Source organism: Pseudomonas sp. RC4D1 (assembly GCF_018390395.1).
GTDB lineage: Bacteria > Pseudomonadota > Gammaproteobacteria > Pseudomonadales > Pseudomonadaceae > Aquipseudomonas > Aquipseudomonas danubii.
The window spans coordinates 2,835,607-2,854,180 of sequence record NZ_JAHBAW010000001.1 but is presented as its reverse complement, the minus strand read 5'-3'; the positions used below and the strand labels follow the sequence as shown (position 1 = coordinate 2,854,180).

The 18,574-nt window shown below is 57.7% G+C and carries 23 protein-coding genes; 20 read left to right on the top strand and 3 right to left on the bottom strand.

Annotation, left to right across the window (positions count from 1 at the left end):
• Positions 1–3 precede the first annotated feature (3 nt).
• The 18 genes from rplX (at position 4) to bfr (ending at position 10,539) form a co-directional block, all read left to right on the top strand.
• Positions 4–318: a 50S ribosomal protein L24 gene (rplX, locus tag KHO49_RS13170; protein WP_007896770.1), complete on the top strand. Its 315-nt coding sequence runs from the start codon at positions 4–6 to the stop codon at positions 316–318.
• 20 nt (positions 319–338) lie between these two features.
• Positions 339–878, top strand: a complete 540-nt coding sequence (gene rplE, locus KHO49_RS13165) for a 50S ribosomal protein L5 (protein ID WP_003210069.1) — start codon at positions 339–341, stop codon at positions 876–878.
• Between the two features lie 13 nt (positions 879–891).
• Positions 892–1,197, top strand: coding sequence for a 30S ribosomal protein S14 (gene rpsN, locus KHO49_RS13160; RefSeq protein WP_003228726.1), 306 nt, complete (start codon positions 892–894; stop codon positions 1,195–1,197).
• Between the two features lie 207 nt (positions 1,198–1,404).
• Entirely contained in the window at positions 1,405–1,797 is a 393-nt protein-coding gene (gene rpsH, locus KHO49_RS13155) for a 30S ribosomal protein S8 (protein WP_011063773.1), read from the top strand.
• A 12-nt stretch (positions 1,798–1,809) separates the two neighbouring features.
• Positions 1,810–2,343 carry a 50S ribosomal protein L6 gene (gene rplF, locus KHO49_RS13150; protein ID WP_025129400.1) on the top strand — a complete coding sequence of 178 codons (534 nt, stop codon included), beginning with the start codon at positions 1,810–1,812 and terminating at the stop codon, positions 2,341–2,343.
• A 10-nt stretch (positions 2,344–2,353) separates the two neighbouring features.
• Complete coding sequence (gene rplR / locus KHO49_RS13145) at positions 2,354–2,704, top strand: 50S ribosomal protein L18 (RefSeq protein WP_003186037.1); 351 nt, start codon at positions 2,354–2,356, stop codon at positions 2,702–2,704.
• Positions 2,705–2,707: 3 nt separating this feature from the next.
• Complete coding sequence (gene rpsE / locus KHO49_RS13140) at positions 2,708–3,208, top strand: 30S ribosomal protein S5 (protein ID WP_007924184.1); 501 nt, start codon at positions 2,708–2,710, stop codon at positions 3,206–3,208.
• A 2-nt stretch (positions 3,209–3,210) separates the two neighbouring features.
• Positions 3,211–3,387 (top strand): 50S ribosomal protein L30, encoded by a 177-nt coding sequence (gene rpmD / locus KHO49_RS13135; RefSeq protein WP_003176408.1) that lies wholly within the window; start codon positions 3,211–3,213, stop codon positions 3,385–3,387.
• Positions 3,388–3,390: 3 nt separating this feature from the next.
• Positions 3,391–3,825, top strand: coding sequence for a 50S ribosomal protein L15 (gene rplO / locus KHO49_RS13130; protein ID WP_007924183.1), 435 nt, complete (start codon positions 3,391–3,393; stop codon positions 3,823–3,825).
• On the top strand, positions 3,826–5,154 hold the full coding sequence (secY, locus tag KHO49_RS13125; RefSeq protein WP_007924182.1) for a preprotein translocase subunit SecY: 1,329 nt from the start codon (positions 3,826–3,828) through the stop codon (positions 5,152–5,154). It abuts the gene before it with no gap.
• A 24-nt stretch (positions 5,155–5,178) separates the two neighbouring features.
• The gene (gene rpmJ, locus KHO49_RS13120) at positions 5,179–5,295 is read left to right on the top strand and encodes a 50S ribosomal protein L36 (protein ID WP_002555468.1); all 117 of its coding nucleotides are present in this window, start codon (positions 5,179–5,181) and stop codon (positions 5,293–5,295) included.
• Positions 5,296–5,425: 130 nt separating this feature from the next.
• Positions 5,426–5,782: a 30S ribosomal protein S13 gene (gene rpsM, locus KHO49_RS13115; protein ID WP_003186020.1), complete on the top strand. Its 357-nt coding sequence runs from the start codon at positions 5,426–5,428 to the stop codon at positions 5,780–5,782.
• 30 nt (positions 5,783–5,812) lie between these two features.
• Positions 5,813–6,202, top strand: a complete 390-nt coding sequence (gene rpsK / locus KHO49_RS13110) for a 30S ribosomal protein S11 (protein WP_007924177.1) — start codon at positions 5,813–5,815, stop codon at positions 6,200–6,202.
• Positions 6,203–6,220: 18 nt separating this feature from the next.
• Entirely contained in the window at positions 6,221–6,841 is a 621-nt protein-coding gene (rpsD, locus tag KHO49_RS13105) for a 30S ribosomal protein S4 (RefSeq protein WP_011063772.1), read from the top strand.
• 22 nt (positions 6,842–6,863) lie between these two features.
• Positions 6,864–7,865 (top strand): DNA-directed RNA polymerase subunit alpha, encoded by a 1,002-nt coding sequence (locus tag KHO49_RS13100; RefSeq protein ID WP_007970428.1) that lies wholly within the window; start codon positions 6,864–6,866, stop codon positions 7,863–7,865.
• Positions 7,866–7,907: 42 nt separating this feature from the next.
• Positions 7,908–8,294, top strand: coding sequence for a 50S ribosomal protein L17 (rplQ, locus tag KHO49_RS13095; RefSeq protein ID WP_007924175.1), 387 nt, complete (start codon positions 7,908–7,910; stop codon positions 8,292–8,294).
• A 176-nt stretch (positions 8,295–8,470) separates the two neighbouring features.
• Positions 8,471–9,919, top strand: a complete 1,449-nt coding sequence (locus KHO49_RS13090) for a catalase (protein WP_102865261.1) — start codon at positions 8,471–8,473, stop codon at positions 9,917–9,919.
• Positions 9,920–10,074: 155 nt separating this feature from the next.
• The gene (gene bfr, locus KHO49_RS13085) at positions 10,075–10,539 is read left to right on the top strand and encodes a bacterioferritin (RefSeq protein WP_025129396.1); all 465 of its coding nucleotides are present in this window, start codon (positions 10,075–10,077) and stop codon (positions 10,537–10,539) included.
• A gap of 117 nt (positions 10,540–10,656) precedes the next feature.
• On the opposite strand, the gene uvrA is transcribed toward bfr, so the two are convergent.
• A complete protein-coding gene (gene uvrA, locus KHO49_RS13080; protein WP_213665114.1) occupies positions 10,657–13,491 on the bottom strand; it encodes an excinuclease ABC subunit UvrA in 2,835 nt (944 codons plus the stop codon).
• Between the two features lie 177 nt (positions 13,492–13,668).
• Here uvrA and KHO49_RS13075 point away from each other — a divergent pair, with 177 nt between their 5' ends.
• Together KHO49_RS13075 and KHO49_RS13070 are read left to right on the top strand one after the other, a co-directional pair.
• Positions 13,669–15,063, top strand: coding sequence for an MFS transporter (locus KHO49_RS13075; protein WP_110596282.1), 1,395 nt, complete (start codon positions 13,669–13,671; stop codon positions 15,061–15,063).
• A 9-nt stretch (positions 15,064–15,072) separates the two neighbouring features.
• A complete protein-coding gene (locus tag KHO49_RS13070) occupies positions 15,073–15,582 on the top strand; it encodes a single-stranded DNA-binding protein (protein WP_011063767.1) in 510 nt (169 codons plus the stop codon).
• 96 nt (positions 15,583–15,678) lie between these two features.
• Here the strand turns inward: KHO49_RS13070 and KHO49_RS13065 are convergent, their stop codons facing one another.
• Both KHO49_RS13065 and KHO49_RS13060 read right to left on the bottom strand, forming a co-directional pair.
• Positions 15,679–16,731 (bottom strand): hypothetical protein, encoded by a 1,053-nt coding sequence (locus KHO49_RS13065; RefSeq protein ID WP_213665113.1) that lies wholly within the window; start codon positions 16,729–16,731, stop codon positions 15,679–15,681.
• A gap of 14 nt (positions 16,732–16,745) precedes the next feature.
• Positions 16,746–18,572, bottom strand: a complete 1,827-nt coding sequence (locus KHO49_RS13060; protein WP_110596280.1) for a hypothetical protein — start codon at positions 18,570–18,572, stop codon at positions 16,746–16,748.
• Between the last annotated feature and the right edge of the window lie 2 nt (positions 18,573–18,574).

The window sequence follows — 18,574 nt, the reverse complement described above, 5'->3', positions numbered from 1 at the left end:
GACATGCAAAAGATTCGTCGTGACGACGAGATCATCGTGATCGCCGGCAAAGACAAAGGTAAGCGCGGTAAGGTGCTTAAGGTTCTGGCTGATGACCGTCTGGTTGTCGGTGGCCTGAACCTGGTCAAGCGTCATACCAAGCCTAACCCGATGTCGGGCGTACAGGGCGGTATCGTCGAGAAAGAAGCGCCACTGCACGCTTCCAACGTCGCCATTTTCAACGGCGAAACCAACAAGGCTGACCGCGTTGGTTTCAAAGTAGAAGACGGCAAAAAAATTCGTGTCTTCAAGTCGACCCAAAAAGCGGTTGATGCTTGAACACTGCTAGGTAGAAGACCATGGCACGACTAAAAGAGATTTACCGGAAGGAAATCGCTCCGAAACTTAAGGAAGAACTTAAGCTTTCGAACGTGATGGAAGTTCCGCGCGTTACCAAAATCACCCTGAACATGGGTCTGGGCGAAGCTATCGGCGACAAAAAAGTCATCGAGCATGCTGTTGCTGACCTGGAAAAGATCACCGGCCAGAAAGTCGTTGTGACCTACGCTCGTAAATCCATCGCTGGCTTTAAAGTCCGCGAAGGATGGCCGATCGGCGTCAAAGTGACTCTGCGCCGTGAGCGTATGTACGAGTTCCTGGATCGTCTGCTGTCGATCTCCCTGCCTCGGGTTCGCGACTTCCGCGGCCTGAATGCCAAGTCCTTCGATGGTCGTGGTAACTACAGCATGGGCGTGAAAGAGCAGATCATTTTCCCGGAAATCGATTACGACAAGATCGATGCTCTCCGCGGTCTGGACATTACCCTGACCACCACTGCCAAGAACGATGATGAAGGCCGCGCTCTGCTGCGTGCTTTCAAATTCCCGTTCCGCAACTGATTGGAGTAGGAAAATGGCCAAGAAGAGCATGAAGAACCGTGAGCTGAAGCGTCAGCTCACCGTTGCCAAGTACGCCACCAAGCGTGCAGCGCTGAAAGCTATCATCGTGGATCTGAACGCAAGTCCAGAAGCCCGTTGGGAAGCTACCGTAGCGCTGCAGAAGCAGCCACGTGACGCAAGTGCCTCGCGCATGCGTAACCGCTGCCGCCTGACTGGTCGTCCGCACGGCGTTTACCGCAAGTTCGGCCTTGGCCGTAACAAGCTGCGTGAAGCTGCAATGCGTGGTGACGTACCAGGTCTGGTTAAAGCCAGCTGGTAATAGCTATCAAAGTCGCGGTGGTCGGGCTCGTAAGATCCCGATCACCGGTGGCCTTGAATCTGAATCAAGCCCCTTTTGGGGCTTGATTCATTTCTGGGGTGTGTCTAGAATGACCGGCTCGCCTGAGCCCGTGTTTTTTGCCCGGAATTTCTCGGCGACAGTTGTAGCCGCAAGGCTAATTCTTTTTGTATCAGGAGCATCTAGCCCATGAGTATGCAGGACCCGTTAGCGGACATGCTAACTCGAATCCGTAATGCCCAGATGGCTGAAAAGTCCGTCGTAAGCATGCCGTCTTCCACGCTGAAGGTGGCTGTAGCAAAAGTCCTGAAGGACGAAGGTTACATCGCGGGTTATCAGATCAGCAGCGAAATCAAACCTCTGCTGTCCATCGAGCTGAAATACTTCGAAGGCCGTCCGGTCATCGAGGAAGTGAAGCGCGTTAGCCGTCCAGGCCTGCGTCAGTACAAGTCCGTTGAAGAGCTGCCGAAAGTACGTGGCGGTCTTGGCGTGTCTATCGTCTCCACCAACAAAGGTGTGATGACTGATCGTGCTGCGCGCGCTGCCGGTGTCGGCGGCGAAGTTCTTTGCACTGTGTTCTAAGGGGGGATAAGCATGTCTCGCGTCGCTAAGAACCCCGTTAAGCTGCCAGCTGGTGTCGAAGTTAAATTCGCCGGCCAACAGCTTTCGGTGAAGGGTGCCAAGGGCACTCTCGAACTGAACGTTCACTCGTCCGTTGAAATTGTTGAGGAAGCTGGTGAGCTGCGTTTCGCTGCTCGCAATGGCGACCAACAAACTCGTGCAATGGCCGGTACCACTCGTGCTCTGGTAAACAACATGGTCCAAGGCGTTAGCCAAGGCTTCGAGCGTAAGCTCCAGCTGGTCGGTGTTGGTTACAAGGCACAAGCAAAAGGCACAGTGCTGAACCTGGCCCTCGGCTTCTCGCATCCAGTGGATTACGAACTGCCGGAAGGCATCACCGCTGAGACTCCTAGCCAGACCGATATCCTGATCAAGGGCATCGATAAGCAGCTGGTAGGTCAAGTGGCCGCTGAGATCCGCGACTTCCGTCCACCAGAGCCTTACAAAGGTAAAGGTGTGCGCTACGCGGACGAAGTCGTCCGTCGTAAAGAAGCCAAGAAGAAGTAGGGCATAGCAAATGACCGACAAAAAAGTTACTCGACTGCGTCGCGCTCGCAAAGCACGCCTGAAAATGCACGAACTCGAAGTCGTGCGTCTCTGCGTGTTCCGCTCTTCGCAGCACATCTACGCCCAGGTCATTTCGGCCGACGGCAACAAAGTCCTGGCGAGTGCCTCGACTTTGGATAAAGAACTGCGTGATGGCGCCACTGGCAACATCGACGCGGCCACTAAGGTTGGCCAGCTGGTCGCTACGCGTGCAAAAGCCGCTGGCGTCTCGCAGGTGGCTTTCGACCGCTCTGGCTTCAAGTACCACGGTCGCGTCAAGGCGCTGGCTGATGCTGCTCGTGAAGCTGGGCTGGAGTTCTAAGTTATGTCAAATAACGACCAAAAGCGCGACGAAGGCTACATCGAGAAGCTGGTTCAAGTTAACCGCGTAGCCAAAACCGTTAAAGGCGGCCGTATCTTCACTTTCACCGCGTTGACCGTGGTTGGTGATGGTAAGGGCCGTGTTGGCTTCGGCCGTGGCAAGTCGCGTGAAGTGCCTGCTGCGATCCAGAAGGCAATGGAAGCTGCTCGCCGCAACATGATCCAAGTTGATCTGAACGGCACCACTCTGCAGTACGCTATGAAGTCCGCTCATGGCGCTTCCAAGGTGTACATGCAGCCTGCTTCTGAAGGTACCGGTATCATCGCTGGCGGCGCTATGCGTGCTGTCCTCGAAGTTGCTGGTGTTCAGAACGTTCTGGCCAAGTGCTACGGCTCGACTAACCCAGTAAACGTGGTTCATGCCACTTTCAAAGGTTTGAAGGCTATGCAGTCCCCTGAATCCATTGCCGCCAAGCGTGGCAAAAGCGTCCAGGAGATCATCTGATCATGGCTACCGTTAAAGTAACGCTGATCAAAAGCATGACCGGCCGTATCCCTAACCACAAACTGTGCGTTAAGGGTCTGGGCCTGCGTCGCATCGGTCACACTGTAGAAGTCCAAGATACTCCCGAGAATCGCGGGATGATCAACAAGGCTTACTACATGCTGCGTGTCGAGGGTTAATCGATGAAACTCAATGATCTGAGTCCAGCGCCGGGTTCCCGTCGCGAAAAGCATCGTCCGGGCCGTGGTATCGGTAGTGGTTTGGGTAAGACTGGTGGCCGTGGTCACAAAGGTCAGACTTCCCGCTCCGGTGGCACCATCGCTCCAGGCTTTGAAGGCGGTCAACAGCCGCTGCATCGTCGCCTGCCGAAGTTCGGTTTCGTTTCCCTGAAAGCCATGGACCGCGCAGAAGTGCGTCTGTCCGAACTGGCCAAAGTGGAAGGCGACATCGTCACCGTGCAGTCCCTGAAAGATGCCAACGTGATTAACCAGAACGTTCAGCGTGTGAAAATCATGCTGTCCGGCGAAGTTACTCGCGCTGTGACCATCAAGGGTATCGCAGCCACCAAAGGTGCGCGTGCGGCTATCGAAGCAGCTGGCGGCAAGTTCGAGGAATAAATGGCTAAGCAAGGTGCTCTCTCTGCGCTCGGCAAAGGCGGTATGTCTGAACTCTGGGCTCGTCTGCGTTTTCTGTTCCTGGCGATTATCGTCTACCGAATAGGCGCACACATCCCGGTTCCAGGTATCAACCCGGACCGACTCGCAGACCTGTTTCGACAGAATGAGGGGACCATTCTTAGCTTGTTCAACATGTTTTCCGGCGGCGCGCTGGAGCGGATGAGCATTTTTGCACTGGGGATCATGCCGTACATCTCGGCTTCGATCATCATGCAACTTATGACAGCCGTCAGTCCGCAGTTGGAGCAGTTGAAGAAGGAAGGTGAAGCTGGCCGTCGCAAGATCAGCCAGTACACCCGCTACGGCACTGTCGTCCTAGCTCTGGTTCAGGCCATCGGCATGTCCGTTGGTCTGGCAGGGCAGGGCGTTGCGTTCACTGGTGACTTTGGCTTCCATTTCGTCGCGGTATCCACGTTTGTGGCTGGTGCGATGTTCATGATGTGGCTGGGTGAGCAGATTACTGAGCGTGGTGTTGGCAACGGTATCTCGATGTTGATTTTCGCAGGTATCGTCGCCGGTCTTCCGAGAGCGATCGGGCAGTCTTTCGAGTCTGCGCGTCAGGGTGATATCAACATTTTCGCCTTGGTTGCGATCGGTTTGCTGGCAGTAGCGATTATCGGTTTTGTGGTGTTCATTGAGCGTGGCCAGCGTCGTATTGCTGTTCACTACGCCAAGCGTCAGCAGGGCCGCAAGGTTTTTGCTGCGCAGACCAGCCACTTGCCGCTGAAAGTGAATATGGCCGGTGTAATTCCTGCTATCTTCGCGAGCAGCATTTTGCTGTTTCCGGCTTCGTTGGGTGCCTGGTTCGGTCAGTCTGAAGGTATGGGCTGGTTGCAGGACATCTCGCAGTCGATCGCTCCTGGTCAGCCGTTGAATATTCTGCTGTTTAGTGCAGGGATTATTTTCTTCTGCTTCTTCTATACGGCGTTGATGTTCAATCCGAAAGACGTAGCGGAAAACCTGAAGAAGTCCGGTGCCTTTATTCCGGGCATCCGTCCAGGTGAGCAGTCGGCGCGCTACATTGATGGCGTTCTGACCCGCTTGACCATGTTCGGTGCTCTATATATGACGGCCGTGTGTCTGTTGCCCCAGTTCCTGGTGGTTGCTGCAAACGTTCCGTTCTACCTTGGCGGGACCTCGTTGCTGATCGTGGTCGTGGTTGTTATGGACTTTATGTCGCAAGTACAATCGCACCTCGTTTCCCACCAGTACGAATCCCTGATGAAGAAAGCCAACCTGAAGGGTTACGGCAGCGGCATGCTGCGCTAATCCATAAGGTTCGAGGAGTTGGTGATGAAAGTTCGTGCATCGGTGAAAAAGCTGTGCCGTAACTGCAAGATTATTCGCCGCGAAGGTGTTGTTCGAGTAATTTGCAGCGCGGAACCGCGTCACAAACAGCGCCAAGGCTGAGTGTGATTGTGCTTCAAGCCCGGCAGCTAGTGCGCTGCCGGGTTGATTATTTGTTATTACAGCGATATTATCTCGCGCCCTATTTCTTGGCTTCCGGGGCGTAGGTAGCTGTCAATTGGAGTCCCACTGAATGGCCCGTATTGCAGGCGTTAACATTCCAGATAACAAGCATACTGTTATCTCGCTGACCTACATCTATGGTGTTGGTCGCACTACTGCGCAGAAAATCTGTGCAGTGACTGGGGTCAACCCAGCTGCGAAGATCAAGGATCTGAGCGACGAGCAAATTGAACAGCTGCGTGGCGAAGTGGCGAAGTTCACCACTGAAGGTGACCTGCGTCGCGAAATCAACATGAAAATCAAACGCTTGATGGATCTGGGCTGCTACCGCGGTCTGCGCCATCGTCGTGGTCTTCCAGTGCGCGGTCAGCGTACCAAGACCAACGCGCGTACTCGCAAAGGTCCGCGTAAGCCGATCCGCAAGTAATCGCACCAGCGAATCGACAGGAATTTAGTCATGGCAAAACCTGCTGCTCGTCCTCGTAAAAAGATTAAAAAGACAGTGGTTGATGGCATCGCCCACATCCACGCGTCTTTCAACAACACCATCGTGACCATTACCGACCGTCAAGGTAACGCTCTTTCCTGGGCAACCTCCGGTGGTTCGGGTTTCCGCGGTTCTCGCAAGTCCACCCCGTTCGCTGCTCAAGTAGCTGCCGAGCGTGCTGGTCAAGCTGCGCTGGAATATGGCCTGAAGAACCTCGACGTTAACGTCAAGGGCCCAGGTCCAGGTCGTGAATCCGCAGTCCGCGCTTTGAACGGCTGTGGCTACAAGATCGCCAGCATCACCGACGTGACGCCAATCCCGCACAACGGGTGCCGTCCGCCGAAGAAGCGCCGCGTGTAATCCAGGAGATTGTAAAGAATGGCTCGTTACATTGGTCCAAAATGCAAACTGGCTCGTCGCGAAGGCACCGATCTCTTCCTGAAGAGCGGCGTGCGCGCTATCGAATCCAAGTGCAACATCGAAGCAGCTCCTGGCATCCACGGCCAGCGTCGTGGTCGTCAATCCGACTACGGTACTCAGCTGCGTGAAAAGCAAAAAGTTCGTCGTATCTACGGCGTGCTCGAGCGTCAATTCAGCGGCTACTACAAACAAGCAGCTGGCAAGAAGGGCGCAACCGGCGAAAACCTGTTGCAACTGCTCGAATGCCGTCTGGACAACGTTGTATACCGCATGGGCTTCGGTTCTACTCGTGCCGAATCCCGTCAGCTGGTATCGCACAAGTCGATCAGCGTAAACGGTCAGACCGTTAACGTTCCGTCCTACCAGGTTCGTGCTGGTGACGTGGTTGCTGTTCGCGAGAAAGCAAAAAATCAACTTCGCATTGTCCAAGCTCTCGATCTGTGTGCTCAACGTGGCCGCGTAGAATGGGTAGAAGTAGACACTGAGAAGAAGTCGGGCGTTTTCAAGAACGTTCCAGCTCGCAGTGATCTGTCCGCCGACATCAACGAAAGCCTGATTGTCGAGCTCTACTCCAAGTAAGGGCTAGAAAATAGGTGCATCCATGCAGATTTCGGTAAATGAGTTCCTGACACCCCGCCACATTGATGTGCAGGTTGTCAGTCCAACCCGCGCCAAGATCACCCTCGAGCCTCTCGAGCGTGGTTTTGGCCACACCCTGGGCAACGCGCTGCGCCGCATCCTGTTGTCCTCAATGCCCGGCTGTGCAGTAGTCGAGGCCGAGATTGACGGTGTGCTCCACGAGTACAGCGCCATCGAAGGTGTACAGGAAGACGTAATTGAAATCCTGTTGAACCTTAAAGGTCTGGCTATCAAGCTGCACGGCCGTGACGAAGTTACGCTGACCTTGTCGAAGAAGGGTTCGGGGGTGGTTACCGCTGCCGATATTCAGCTGGATCATGATGTCGAGATCGTTAACCCCGATCACGTAATCGCTAACCTGGCGTCTAACGGCGCCCTGAACATGAAGCTCGTAGTAGCTCGTGGTCGTGGTTATGAACCGGCCGACTCGCGTCAGAGCGATGAAGACGAAAGCCGCAGCATTGGTCGCTTGCAGCTCGACTCTTCGTTTAGTCCGGTTCGCCGTATCGCATACGTGGTGGAAAACGCCCGTGTCGAGCAGCGTACTAACCTGGACAAGCTGGTTATTGATCTGGAAACCAACGGTACTCTGGATCCTGAAGAGGCTATCCGTCGTGCTGCAACCATTCTGCAACAGCAGTTGGCTGCGTTCGTCGACCTCAAAGGTGACAGTGAGCCAGTGGTAGTCGAGCAGGAAGACGAGATCGATCCGATCCTGCTTCGCCCGGTTGACGATCTGGAACTGACTGTACGTTCGGCTAACTGCCTTAAGGCGGAAAACATTTACTACATCGGCGACCTGATTCAGCGTACCGAAGTAGAACTGTTGAAGACTCCGAACCTGGGCAAGAAATCCTTGACCGAAATCAAGGACGTTCTGGCCTCCCGCGGTCTGTCCCTCGGCATGCGCCTCGACAACTGGCCGCCTGCAAGTCTTAAGAAGGACGACAAGGCGACTGCCTGATCGTCGTAATCACCGAACGTTGTGTTTGGTAAGGAATGAACCATGCGTCATCGTAAAAGTGGGCGTCACCTGAGCCGCACCAGCTCGCACCGCAAGGCCATGTTCCAGAACATGGCGGTGTCGCTGTTCGAGCACGAGCTGATCAAAACTACACTGCCGAAAGCTAAAGAACTGCGCCGCGTTGCCGAGCCGCTGATCACTTTGGCCAAGACAGACAGCCTGGCTAACCGCCGTCTGGCTTTCGACCGTACTCGTTCGAAAGCTATCGTTGGTAAGCTCTTCAACGACCTGGGCAAGCGTTACGCTACCCGTGAGGGTGGCTACCTGCGCATCCTCAAGTGCGGTTTCCGTGCTGGCGACAACGCTCCTATGGCGTACGTTGAACTGGTTGATCGTGCTGTCGGCGGTGAAGCTGTATCCGCTGAGTAAGACGTCAGTCTGAAACAAGGAACCGGGCCTAGTGCCCGGTTTTTTGTGTCTTTATGTATTAGATATTTCTATCGTTAGCTAATGTGTAATGCATTGGATGTTGTAACACTGGTGGTCAATACTCTTCGTCAGCCGATTAGCCGGCAGTTTCACAGACTGACAGAGGAAGATTGTGCATGAGCCAGACCAAAACTCTTACTACCGCTAGTGGCGCTCCTGTCGCTGATAACCAGAATTCCCGTTCCGCCGGCCCTCGTGGCCCGCTGCTTCTCGACGATTTTCACCTGATCGAAAAGCTCGCCCATTTCAATCGCGAGAATATCCCTGAGCGTCGCGTGCACGCCAAGGGCTCGGGTGCCTACGGCACTTTCACGGTCTCTCGCGACATCACCCAATACACCAGTGCCAAGTTGTTTGAAGCGGTTGGCAAGAAAACTCCGACCTTCCTGCGTTTCTCTACAGTAGGCGGCGAACGTGGTTCGGCTGACACCGAGCGCGATCCCCGCGGCTTTGCCCTCAAGTTCTACACCGAAGAAGGCAACTGGGACATCGTGGGTAACAACACCCCGGTCTTCTTCATTCGTGACCCGCTGAAGTTTCCCGATTTCATCCACACCCAGAAGCGCCTTCCTCAGAGCAACCTGAAAAGTGCTCAGATGATGTGGGATTTCTGGTCGCATTCGCCTGAGGCGCTGCACCAGGTAACCATTCTGTTTTCCGATCGGGGCATTCCAGACGGCTACCGTCATATGCACGGCTTTGGCAGTCACACCTACAGCCTGATAAACGCCAAGGGCGAGCGGCACTGGGTCAAGTGGCACTACAAGACCAAGCAAGGCATCAAGAACCTGGCGCCGGCAGAGGCTGCACGTCTGGCGGGTACCGATCCGGATTACGCTCAGCGCGACCTGTTCAACGCGATCGAGCGCGGCGACTTTCCGAAGTGGAGCGTGTGCATCCAGATCATGACTGAGGCGCAAGCCGCGGCGCACTATGAGAACCCGTTCGATGTGACCAAGACCTGGTCGCAGAAAGAATTTCCGCTGATTGAAGTTGGCGAGTTGGAGTTGAACCGCAATCCGCTGAACTACTTCGCTGAGGTCGAACAGGCCGCTTTCGGACCAAGCAACATGGTGCCAGGGGTCGGGCTTTCTCCAGATCGCATGCTGCAGGGCCGGGTGTTTGCTTACGCCGATGCTCACCGTTATCGCGTTGGTACCAATCACCAGCAACTGCCAGTGAATGCGCCGCTGAGCCCGGTAAACAGCTATCAGCGCGACGGCTCCATGGCTTTCGGAAGCAATGGCGGTGCTGCGCCGAACTACGAGCCCAACAGCTACAGCGATGCGCCTAAGCAGGCTCCACGCTACGCAGAACCGCCCCTGGCCCTTAGCGGTGGTGCAGACCGCTACGATCATCGCGAAGATACCGACTATTACAGTCATGCAGGAGCTCTGTTCCGCTTGATGAATGATGAGCAGAAGGCTCTGTTGATCAACAACATTGCCGGTGCCATGACTGGAGTGACTGCTGATGTGGTTGATCGTCAGCTGCAACATTTCTATAAGGCTGACCCGGCTTACGGCGAGGGTATTGCCAAGGCTTTGGGTGTATCGCTCAAGTAAGTCTAAATAAGAAGCAGAACCGCCCTCATTTGGGCGGTTTTTGCGTTATTTATACTGCTTTTCTCAGATAATCTTCACTTTTTCGGTTATTTCTAAGTGACCTGCAAGTCAGCTTGGTTCACACTATCGACTTTCAAGCAGGGAGATGTAGGGCGATGCAAGGTCACCCGGACGTAATCGATTACCTCAACACGTTGCTGACGGGCGAACTGGCAGCACGCGACCAATATTTCATCCACTCGCGGATGTACGAAGACTGGGGCTTTACCAAGCTCTACGAGCGTATCAACCACGAAATGGAAGAAGAGGCGCAACACGCCGATGCCCTGATGCGCCGCATTCTGATGCTGGAAGGCACGCCGCGCATGCGTCCTGACGATCTCGACACCGGGACCACGGTGCCGGACATGCTGGCCAGCGACTTGCGCCTTGAATACAAGGTTCGCGCTGCGCTGTGCAAAGGCATCGAGCTGTGTGAACTGCACAAGGACTACGTCAGCCGCGACATTCTGCGTATCCAGTTGGCGGATACCGAGGAAGATCACACCTACTGGCTGGAGAAGCAGTTGGGCCTGATCAAATCCATCGGGCTGGAGAACTACCTGCAGTCGCAGTTCTGACCGCATAAGGCGTGGATACCGGTTTGCGAGCAAGCTCGCTCCTACGGTAGATGCGTCAATCCTGAGATGTAAAAAAGCCCCTGTCACCGTGAGATGACAGGGGCTTTTTCATGGGGCTCAGGCTCGATCGCGAGTTAGCAGCGGCTTGAGGTAGTGCCCGGTGTGGGACTGCGGCATTTCCGCTACCTGTTCCGGGGTGCCGACGGCGATGATCTGGCCGCCTTTGGAGCCGCCTTCCGGCCCCAGGTCCACCAGCCAGTCGGCAGTTTTGATCACATCCAGGTTGTGCTCGATCACTACCACGGTGTTGCCGTGATCACGCAGGCGGTGCAGGACGTCCAGCAATTGCTGGATATCCGCGAAGTGCAACCCAGTGGTCGGTTCATCGAGGATATACAGGGTCTTGCCAGTGTCACGCTTGGACAGCTCGCGTGATAGCTTGACCCGTTGTGCCTCGCCGCCAGACAGCGTGGTAGCCGACTGGCCGAGCTTGATGTAGGACAGGCCCACATCCATCAGGGTCTGCAGCTTACGCGCCAGGGCCGGTACGGGAGCGAAGAACTCGCGGGCCTCCTCGATGGTCATTTCCAGCACCTCGTGGATGCTCTTGCCCTTGTACTTGATCTCCAGCGTCTCGCGGTTGTAGCGCTTGCTCTTGCACACATCGCAGGGCACGTAGATGTCCGGCAGGAAGTGCATCTCGACCTTGATCAAGCCATCGCCCTGGCAGGCTTCACAGCGTCCACCCTTGACGTTGAAGGAGAAACGTCCAGGTCCGTAGCCTCGGGAACGGGACTCAGGAACCCCAGCGAACAACTCGCGGATCGGCGTGAACAGCCCGGTGTAAGTGGCCGGGTTGGAGCGCGGAGTACGACCGATCGGGCTCTGATCGATATCCACGACCTTATCCAGGTGCTGCAGACCATTGATGCTGTCGTGAGGCGCCGCCTCCAGGGTCGTGGCACCGTTCAACGCCGTGGCGCTCAAGGGGAACAGGGTGTTGTTGATCAGCGTCGATTTGCCCGAGCCGGAAACCCCGGTCACGCAGGTCAGCAGTCCGATGGGAATTTCCAGGTCGACATTGCGCAGGTTGTTGCCGCGAGCGCCCTTGAGTGTCAGGGACAGCTTCTTGTTGCGCGGCGTACGTTTGGCTGGAACCACGATCTTCACCCGACCCGACAAGTACTTGCCGGTCAACGAGTCCGGGTGCGCCATGACTTCAGCAGCCGTGCCTTCGGCGACGATGCGTCCACCGTGCACACCGGCGCCCGGGCCGATATCCACCACATAGTCGGCCAGGCGGATAGCGTCTTCGTCGTGTTCAACCACGATTACGGTGTTGCCGATATCCCGCAGGTGTTTCAGGGTCCCCAGCAGCCGATCATTGTCCCGCTGGTGCAGGCCAATGGATGGTTCGTCGAGGATGTACATGACCCCCACCAGGCCGGCACCGATCTGGCTGGCCAGGCGAATACGCTGAGCTTCGCCGCCGGACAGGGTATCGGCGCTGCGATCCAGGGTGAGGTAGTCGAGCCCGACGTTCACCAAGAACTGCAGGCGCTCGCGGATCTCCTTGAGGATCTTGTCGGCAATCTCACCACGGCGTCCGGTGAGTTTCAGCGTACCGAAGTAGTTCGTGGCATCGCCGATGGGCAGGCTGGTGACCGCCGGCAGGGTCTTCTCGCCGACCCAGACGTGGCGAGCCTCGCGACGCAGGCGTGTGCCACGGCAATCCGGACAGGGCTGGGTGCTGAGGAACTTGGCCAGCTCTTCACGGACGGTGGCCGATTCGGTCTCCCGGTAGCGCCGCTCCAGGTTCGGCACTATGCCTTCGAAGGGGTGGGAGCGCTTGACGATGTCGCCCCGGTCGTTGAGGTACTTGAAGTCGACGTTCTGGGTGCCACTGCCGTGCAGGATGACCTTCTGCTGATCCACCGGCAGTTGGTTGAACGGTACTTCCAGGCTGAAGCCGTAATGAGAGGCCAGTGAACCGAGCATCTGGAAGTAATAGACGTTGCGTCGGTCCCAGCCGCGAATCGCCCCTTCGGCCAAGGTCAGTTCGCCATTGACCAGGCGTTTGATGTCGAAGAACTGCTTGACCCCCAGACCGTCGCAGGTAGGACAAGCGCCGGCGGGGTTGTTGAAGGAGAACAGCTTGGGTTCCAGTTCGCTGATGGCATGACCGCAAATCGGGCAGGCGAAACGCGCGGAGAAGATCATCTCTTCCCCCGGCTCGTCGTCCATCGGCGCTACCAGGGCAATCCCGTCCGCCAGTTTCAGCGCGGTTTCAAAGGACTCTGCTAGACGTTGTTGCAGATCGCCACGCACCTTGAAGCGGTCGACCACCACATCAATGGAATGCTTCTTCTGTTTATCCAGCTTCGGCAGCTCGTCCAGTTCAAACAGCTTGCCGTTGACCCGGGCCCGCACGAAGCCCTGGGCTCGCAGCTCTTCAAAGACCGAGAGGTGTTCGCCCTTGCGCTCACGAATGACCGGAGCCAACAGCATCAGCTTGCTGCCTTCGGGCTGCGCCAGCACCAGGTCGACCATCTGGCTGACGGTCTGGGCTTCCAGCGGAATGTCGTGGTCCGGGCAGCGCGGGGTGCCCACGCGAGCATAGAGCAGGCGCAGGTAATCGTAGATTTCGGTAATGGTGCCGACGGTGGAGCGCGGGTTGTGAGAGGTGGATTTCTGTTCGATGGATATCGCCGGCGACAGCCCTTCGATGGTGTCGACATCGGGCTTTTCCATCATCGACAGGAACTGTCGGGCGTAAGCCGACAGCGATTCGACATAGCGGCGCTGGCCTTCGGCATAAAGCGTGTCGAAAGCCAGGGACGACTTGCCGGACCCAGACAGCCCGGTGATGACGATCAACTTGTCCCGCGGCAGGGTCAGGTCGATGTTCTTCAGGTTGTGGGTGCGGGCCCCACGAATCAGAATCTTGTCCAAAAGTGGCCTCGATCGGCGGGCGTAAAGGCAGGAGTATAAAACCAAACACTGGATGGATGCACACTATCATGCGGTGCTTTTTTGCTCGCTGATGGGGCTGCGCGGCAAAGCGTCGCCATATACCCCCTCAATCGATCGGACTGGTAGAATCGCCGCCGGTTCACATGAGGTTTATCCATGCACGATCCCCACAGCGAACGCATGAGTGGCAGCGAGACCCGCGCAGCGAGCGGTCTGGCCCTGGTGTTCGCCTTCCGTATGCTTGGCATGTTTATGGTACTGCCGGTCCTGGCGACCTATGGAATGGATCTCGCAGGAGCGACCCCGACTCTGATCGGCTTGGCGATTGGCGCCTATGGTCTGACCCAGGCGGTTTTCCAGATTCCCTTCGGCATCATTTCCGACCGTATCGGTCGTCGCCCAGTGATTTACCTGGGGTTGATCGTGTTCGCCCTGGGCAGCGTGCTGGCGGCCAATGCCGATTCGATCTGGGGCGTGATCGCCGGACGAATCCTGCAAGGTGCCGGGGCGATTTCCGCGGCAGTGATGGCGCTGCTTTCGGACCTGACCCGCGAGCAGCACCGGACCAAGGCCATGGCCATGATCGGCATGACCATCGGCCTGTCCTTTGCCGTGGCCATGGTGGTCGGTCCGCTGCTGACCCGCAGCTTTGGTCTGTCGGGGCTGTTCCTGGCCACGGGTGCCATGGCCCTGGTGGGCATCCTGATCGTTGCCTTCATGGTCCCGCGCTCCACCGGCCCGTTGCAGCACCGCGAGTCCGGCGTGGCGCGCCAAGCGCTGATCCCGACCCTCAAGCATCCCGATCTGCTGCGCCTGGATCTTGGTATCTTCGTGTTGCACGCCATGCTGATGTCGAGCTTCGTCGCCTTGCCCCTGGCACTGGTGGAAAAGGCCGGCCTGCCCAAGGAACAGCACTGGTGGGTCTACCTCACCGCGCTGCTGATTTCCTTCTTCGCCATGATCCCGTTCATCATCTACGGCGAGAAAAAACGCAAGATGAAACGAGTTCTGCTCGGCGCGGTCATTACGCTGCTGCTCACCGAGCTATTCTTCTGGGAGTTCGGCGACAGTTTGCGGGCGCTGGTGATCGGCACCGTGGTGTTCTTCACCGCATTCAACCTGCTGGAGGCGTCGTTGCCGTCGCTGATCAGCAAAGTCTCGCCGGCAGGCGGCAAGGGCACGGCGATGGGGGTGTATTCCACCAGCCAGTTCCTCGGTTCGGCACTGGGCGGCATCCTCGGCGGCTGGTTGTTCCAGCATGGCGGTTTGTCGGTTGTGTTCCTTGGATGCGCAGGTCTGGCTGCACTCTGGTTGGGCTTTGCTGTTACCATGCGCGAGCCTCCATATGTGACGAGCCTGCGCTTGCCGTTATCGCCCGAAGCGATCCGCGAAGCTGGTCTGGTTGAGCGCCTGAAAGCCGTCGCTGGAGTAACAGATGCCGTGGTGGTGGCCGAAGAGGCTGCCATTTACATCAAATTGGACACCGAATTATTGGATCGCGCGACGCTCGAGCAGTTGGTCAACTCAGCGCCGTCGCCGCGCGAAGCCTAGGAGAACGTTATGGCCCGTGGGGTTAACAAAGTCATATTGGTCGGTACTTGCGGCCAGGATCCCGAAGTTCGCTATCTGCCTAACGGTAACGCCGTGACCAACCTGAGTCTGGCCACCAGCGAACAGTGGACCGACAAGCAGACCGGTCAGAAGGTCGAGCGCACCGAGTGGCACCGTGTTTCGATGTTCGGCAAGGTCGCGGAGATTGCCGGTGAGTACCTGCGCAAGGGTTCCCAGGTCTACATCGAGGGCAAACTGCAGACTCGCGAGTGGGAAAAAGACGGCATCAAGCGCTACACCACCGAGATCATTGTCGACATGCAAGGCACCATGCAGCTGCTGGGTGGCCGTCCACAGGGCGACCAGCAAGGCCAGGGCGGCATGTCCAACTCGGCACCGCGTCCTCAGCAGTCCCGTCCTGCTCCGCAGCCACAGCGTGAGTCGCGTCCAGCGCCACAGCAGGCCGCTCCGCAGCCGGCACCGGATTTCGACAGCTTCGATGACGATATTCCGTTCTGATTGCTCCCTCGAGCATTCAGTATCGATGAGAAAGGGGCCCCGTACAGGGCCCCTTTTTTATGCCGGACTGTTTCCTTTCAGGCGCTGGGATTGGGCTCAAAGTTGCACTCGGCGCAATCGACCGCTCAGGGCAACCACCTGATGATCCGGCGCGGGAATCGGCCGTCCATTGAGGCCCATGCCTTCGCTCACCAGCACCGCTCCCTCGACGCAGCACAGGTTGGACGGTGTATCCAGTTCGTTGGCGAGCACTTGCACACTGCGTTGCTGCAGGTCGCAGCGCAGCAGCCGTCCACTGAAGCGGGCAAAGCCGCCGTGCAAGGTCTCGCCGGACCAGTCGGGCTGCAGGGGCTGCAACAGCCGGTCGCACAGTTCCAGCACCAGAATCCGCTCCTGCGGGTCCAGCGCCAGCCCGGTGGGCAGTTGCAGCCCGCGAATCAGTACCTCGATCCTGCCACTCTCGGGCCAGACCCGGATTACCTGGCCCGCCTTGTCGGCGAAGTCGATGCCCTTTCGCGCCGGGTCACTGTGCAGCTCGCCAGAGAACAGGCTGATCAGCACCGCGTCGGTCTGTGGCTCATGCACCAGGGTCACGGGTACGGCTTCCTGGCCCTGATCCAGGTCGGGCAGTTGGGCCAGGATCTGCTCCTCACCCTGAGTGAACTCCACCAACTGGTTGGTATCGGGCTTGACCGCCATCCAGCTCTGGCGCGCGGGGTGATAGCACAATGAGTTGAGGTTGCCGTGGCTGTGGAACAGTGGCTCGGGCGGGCTGTATTGCAGGTCCAGAAGCTTCGAGCCGGCGACGTAATCGGTCTGGCTGGCCAGGTAGCGCCCGGCACCGAAGGCAATGTCCGACAGCCCCATGATTTCGTCGCGCAGCATCCGCGACTGCATGTTCATCGAGCGAAAACCCTTGGCCAGAACCTCGGGTGGCAGGTAGGTGCCGGGGGCGTGAGGATCTGGTCGCAGGCGACTGATGCGACCGCTGAACGCTTGGTCCGGCAGGCCTGAGCCAGCTTCCACCAGCAGCAGGCCACCATCGTTTTCCACGCAGACGCCGCGTGGGTTGAAGAGGCCTTCGGCGATGATGCTGCTTGGGCACAGCATCCGTTCCGGCTGGGCGGGAATGTGTAGAGCAACGGGCATGGTCTTCTCCTTGTTCAGGGCTGCCAGGGCGTGCCGTTGAGATAGGCGGTCAGCAGGGAGCGTTGGCTCGGCGACATCGAACGCACCACGGACATGTACAAGGTGGTGTTCTGGTACTCGGGGGATATCCGGGCCAGGATCGCCTGTTTGTAACCCATCACCGCGTCGGGTTGATTGAGCTGGATGTAGCGCGACATGGCAGGGAAGGCCAGGTAATGAAAGCGCAGCACGTTTTGAAACGCCTGCTCCCAGGTGACGATGCTGCCGGTTGGAATGCCGAAGTCGCTCCAGGCGTACTTGCGGAAGTTGCTGAAGCTCTGGGTCAGAAGGTTGTTGTCGATGGTGTAGGTCAGTGTGGTGAAACCGGCCTGGGTATTGGAACCGGCGACGGGGACGACGTTGAAGCTCACCGAAGGTTGACCGGCCGGCACCGTTACCGAGTTCGGTAGCTCCAGGAAGTTCCAGTAGCGATTGGCTTGATAGGCGGCGGTCGCCGAGGCGTCGATGCTGATTGGCGTATCTTCCTGTACCGGTGCTCCCAGGTAACGGACTTGCAAGGTGATCTGCACGCCGCTGCTGTTGGGGTCCAGGTAGGTGTTGCGCTGATCGCTGTAGACCCGATACGGGCATTCGGGGGCCGACAGCGCCGGGTTGCGGGTGGTCCCGGGGGCACTGATGCACAAGGGCGTGCTCTGCACCAACTGTGTCTGGGTCGAGTTGAGCGGCACGTCGATGATGCCGCCGTACCGGTAGTAGTCCTGCAGCAGCGGGTCGCTGGGCTCAAAGCTCGCCAGAGGCGTCGTTCCGGCCGCGATGGTGACGGTCCCGTAGTCGGCGTTGGGGCCGATGGGGCTGGTGATGTCGTCGCGTACAGCCCTGAACGTCTGCTTGGGGATCAGGTTGACCATGTCGATGCTCAGTTGCCCGTTGGCAACCTCGGCATAGGCAACGCTGTTGATGTTCAGGTCTTTGTCGGCATTGATGATTTGCCGGCCCGGCGGACAGATTTGCGGCTCATCGGTAAACGCCGTGGCCAGGGTGCCGATGACTCGGCCGATGCTCGGGTTCGGGCTGAACTGGTTGGCGGCGTAGTCGGCATTCAGTTGCTCGGTAGTCAGGGTCGGACACATTTCGAACATCACAAAACGCAGCACGATCCCAGTCGCGTTAGGCGCTTCGATCAGGGCCCTGAGTCCGGCACTTTCCTTGTTGTAGCTGACGATGCTGCTCAGCGGAAAGGTCAGTTGAAAGGTACCGCTGGCATGGAAGGAGCCCGGCGAGTCCATGGTTGCCGGCTCCAGCACCCGGGTGTTGAGGTCGAAACTGCTGCACACGGTATCCCAGCGAATCAGTAGCTCAGGCGTGTTGCCGTTGCCGATCTGCAGGCCTCCGACAAAGATCTGGGTTGTGGTGCTGGCTGTGGGGTCCAGGTCGACCATCATCGGGCCGGAGTAGGGCCCTTGTCCGGTGCCGGGTGTAACTGAGCCGAGCAGGTAGACCGGCTGGCCGACCATATCCCCTTCCAGCGCAATGTTGCCCGGGGTGCCTTGGGAACTGATCAACGCGTTGTGCAGCGTCACCACGTGTTCTCCGTAGTGGTTCCAGCCGCCGGCCGTGTACCGGCTGTTGGGGCCGATTCTCGGGTCCGGGGCGTTGATCAATTGGTACAGGTGCTCATCGCTGTAGGTCTTGGCCTGGTCCGCCACGGTCGAGGTGGTCAGGTCGAACAGCTCAAGGGACGTGGTGATGCCGTTGGGCAAGGTCGGCGAGTTGTTCGGCACGCTGACGTCGGTGGAGATACCGCCCCAGAAGTTCAGTCGGGGTCCATTCAATATGCTCATGT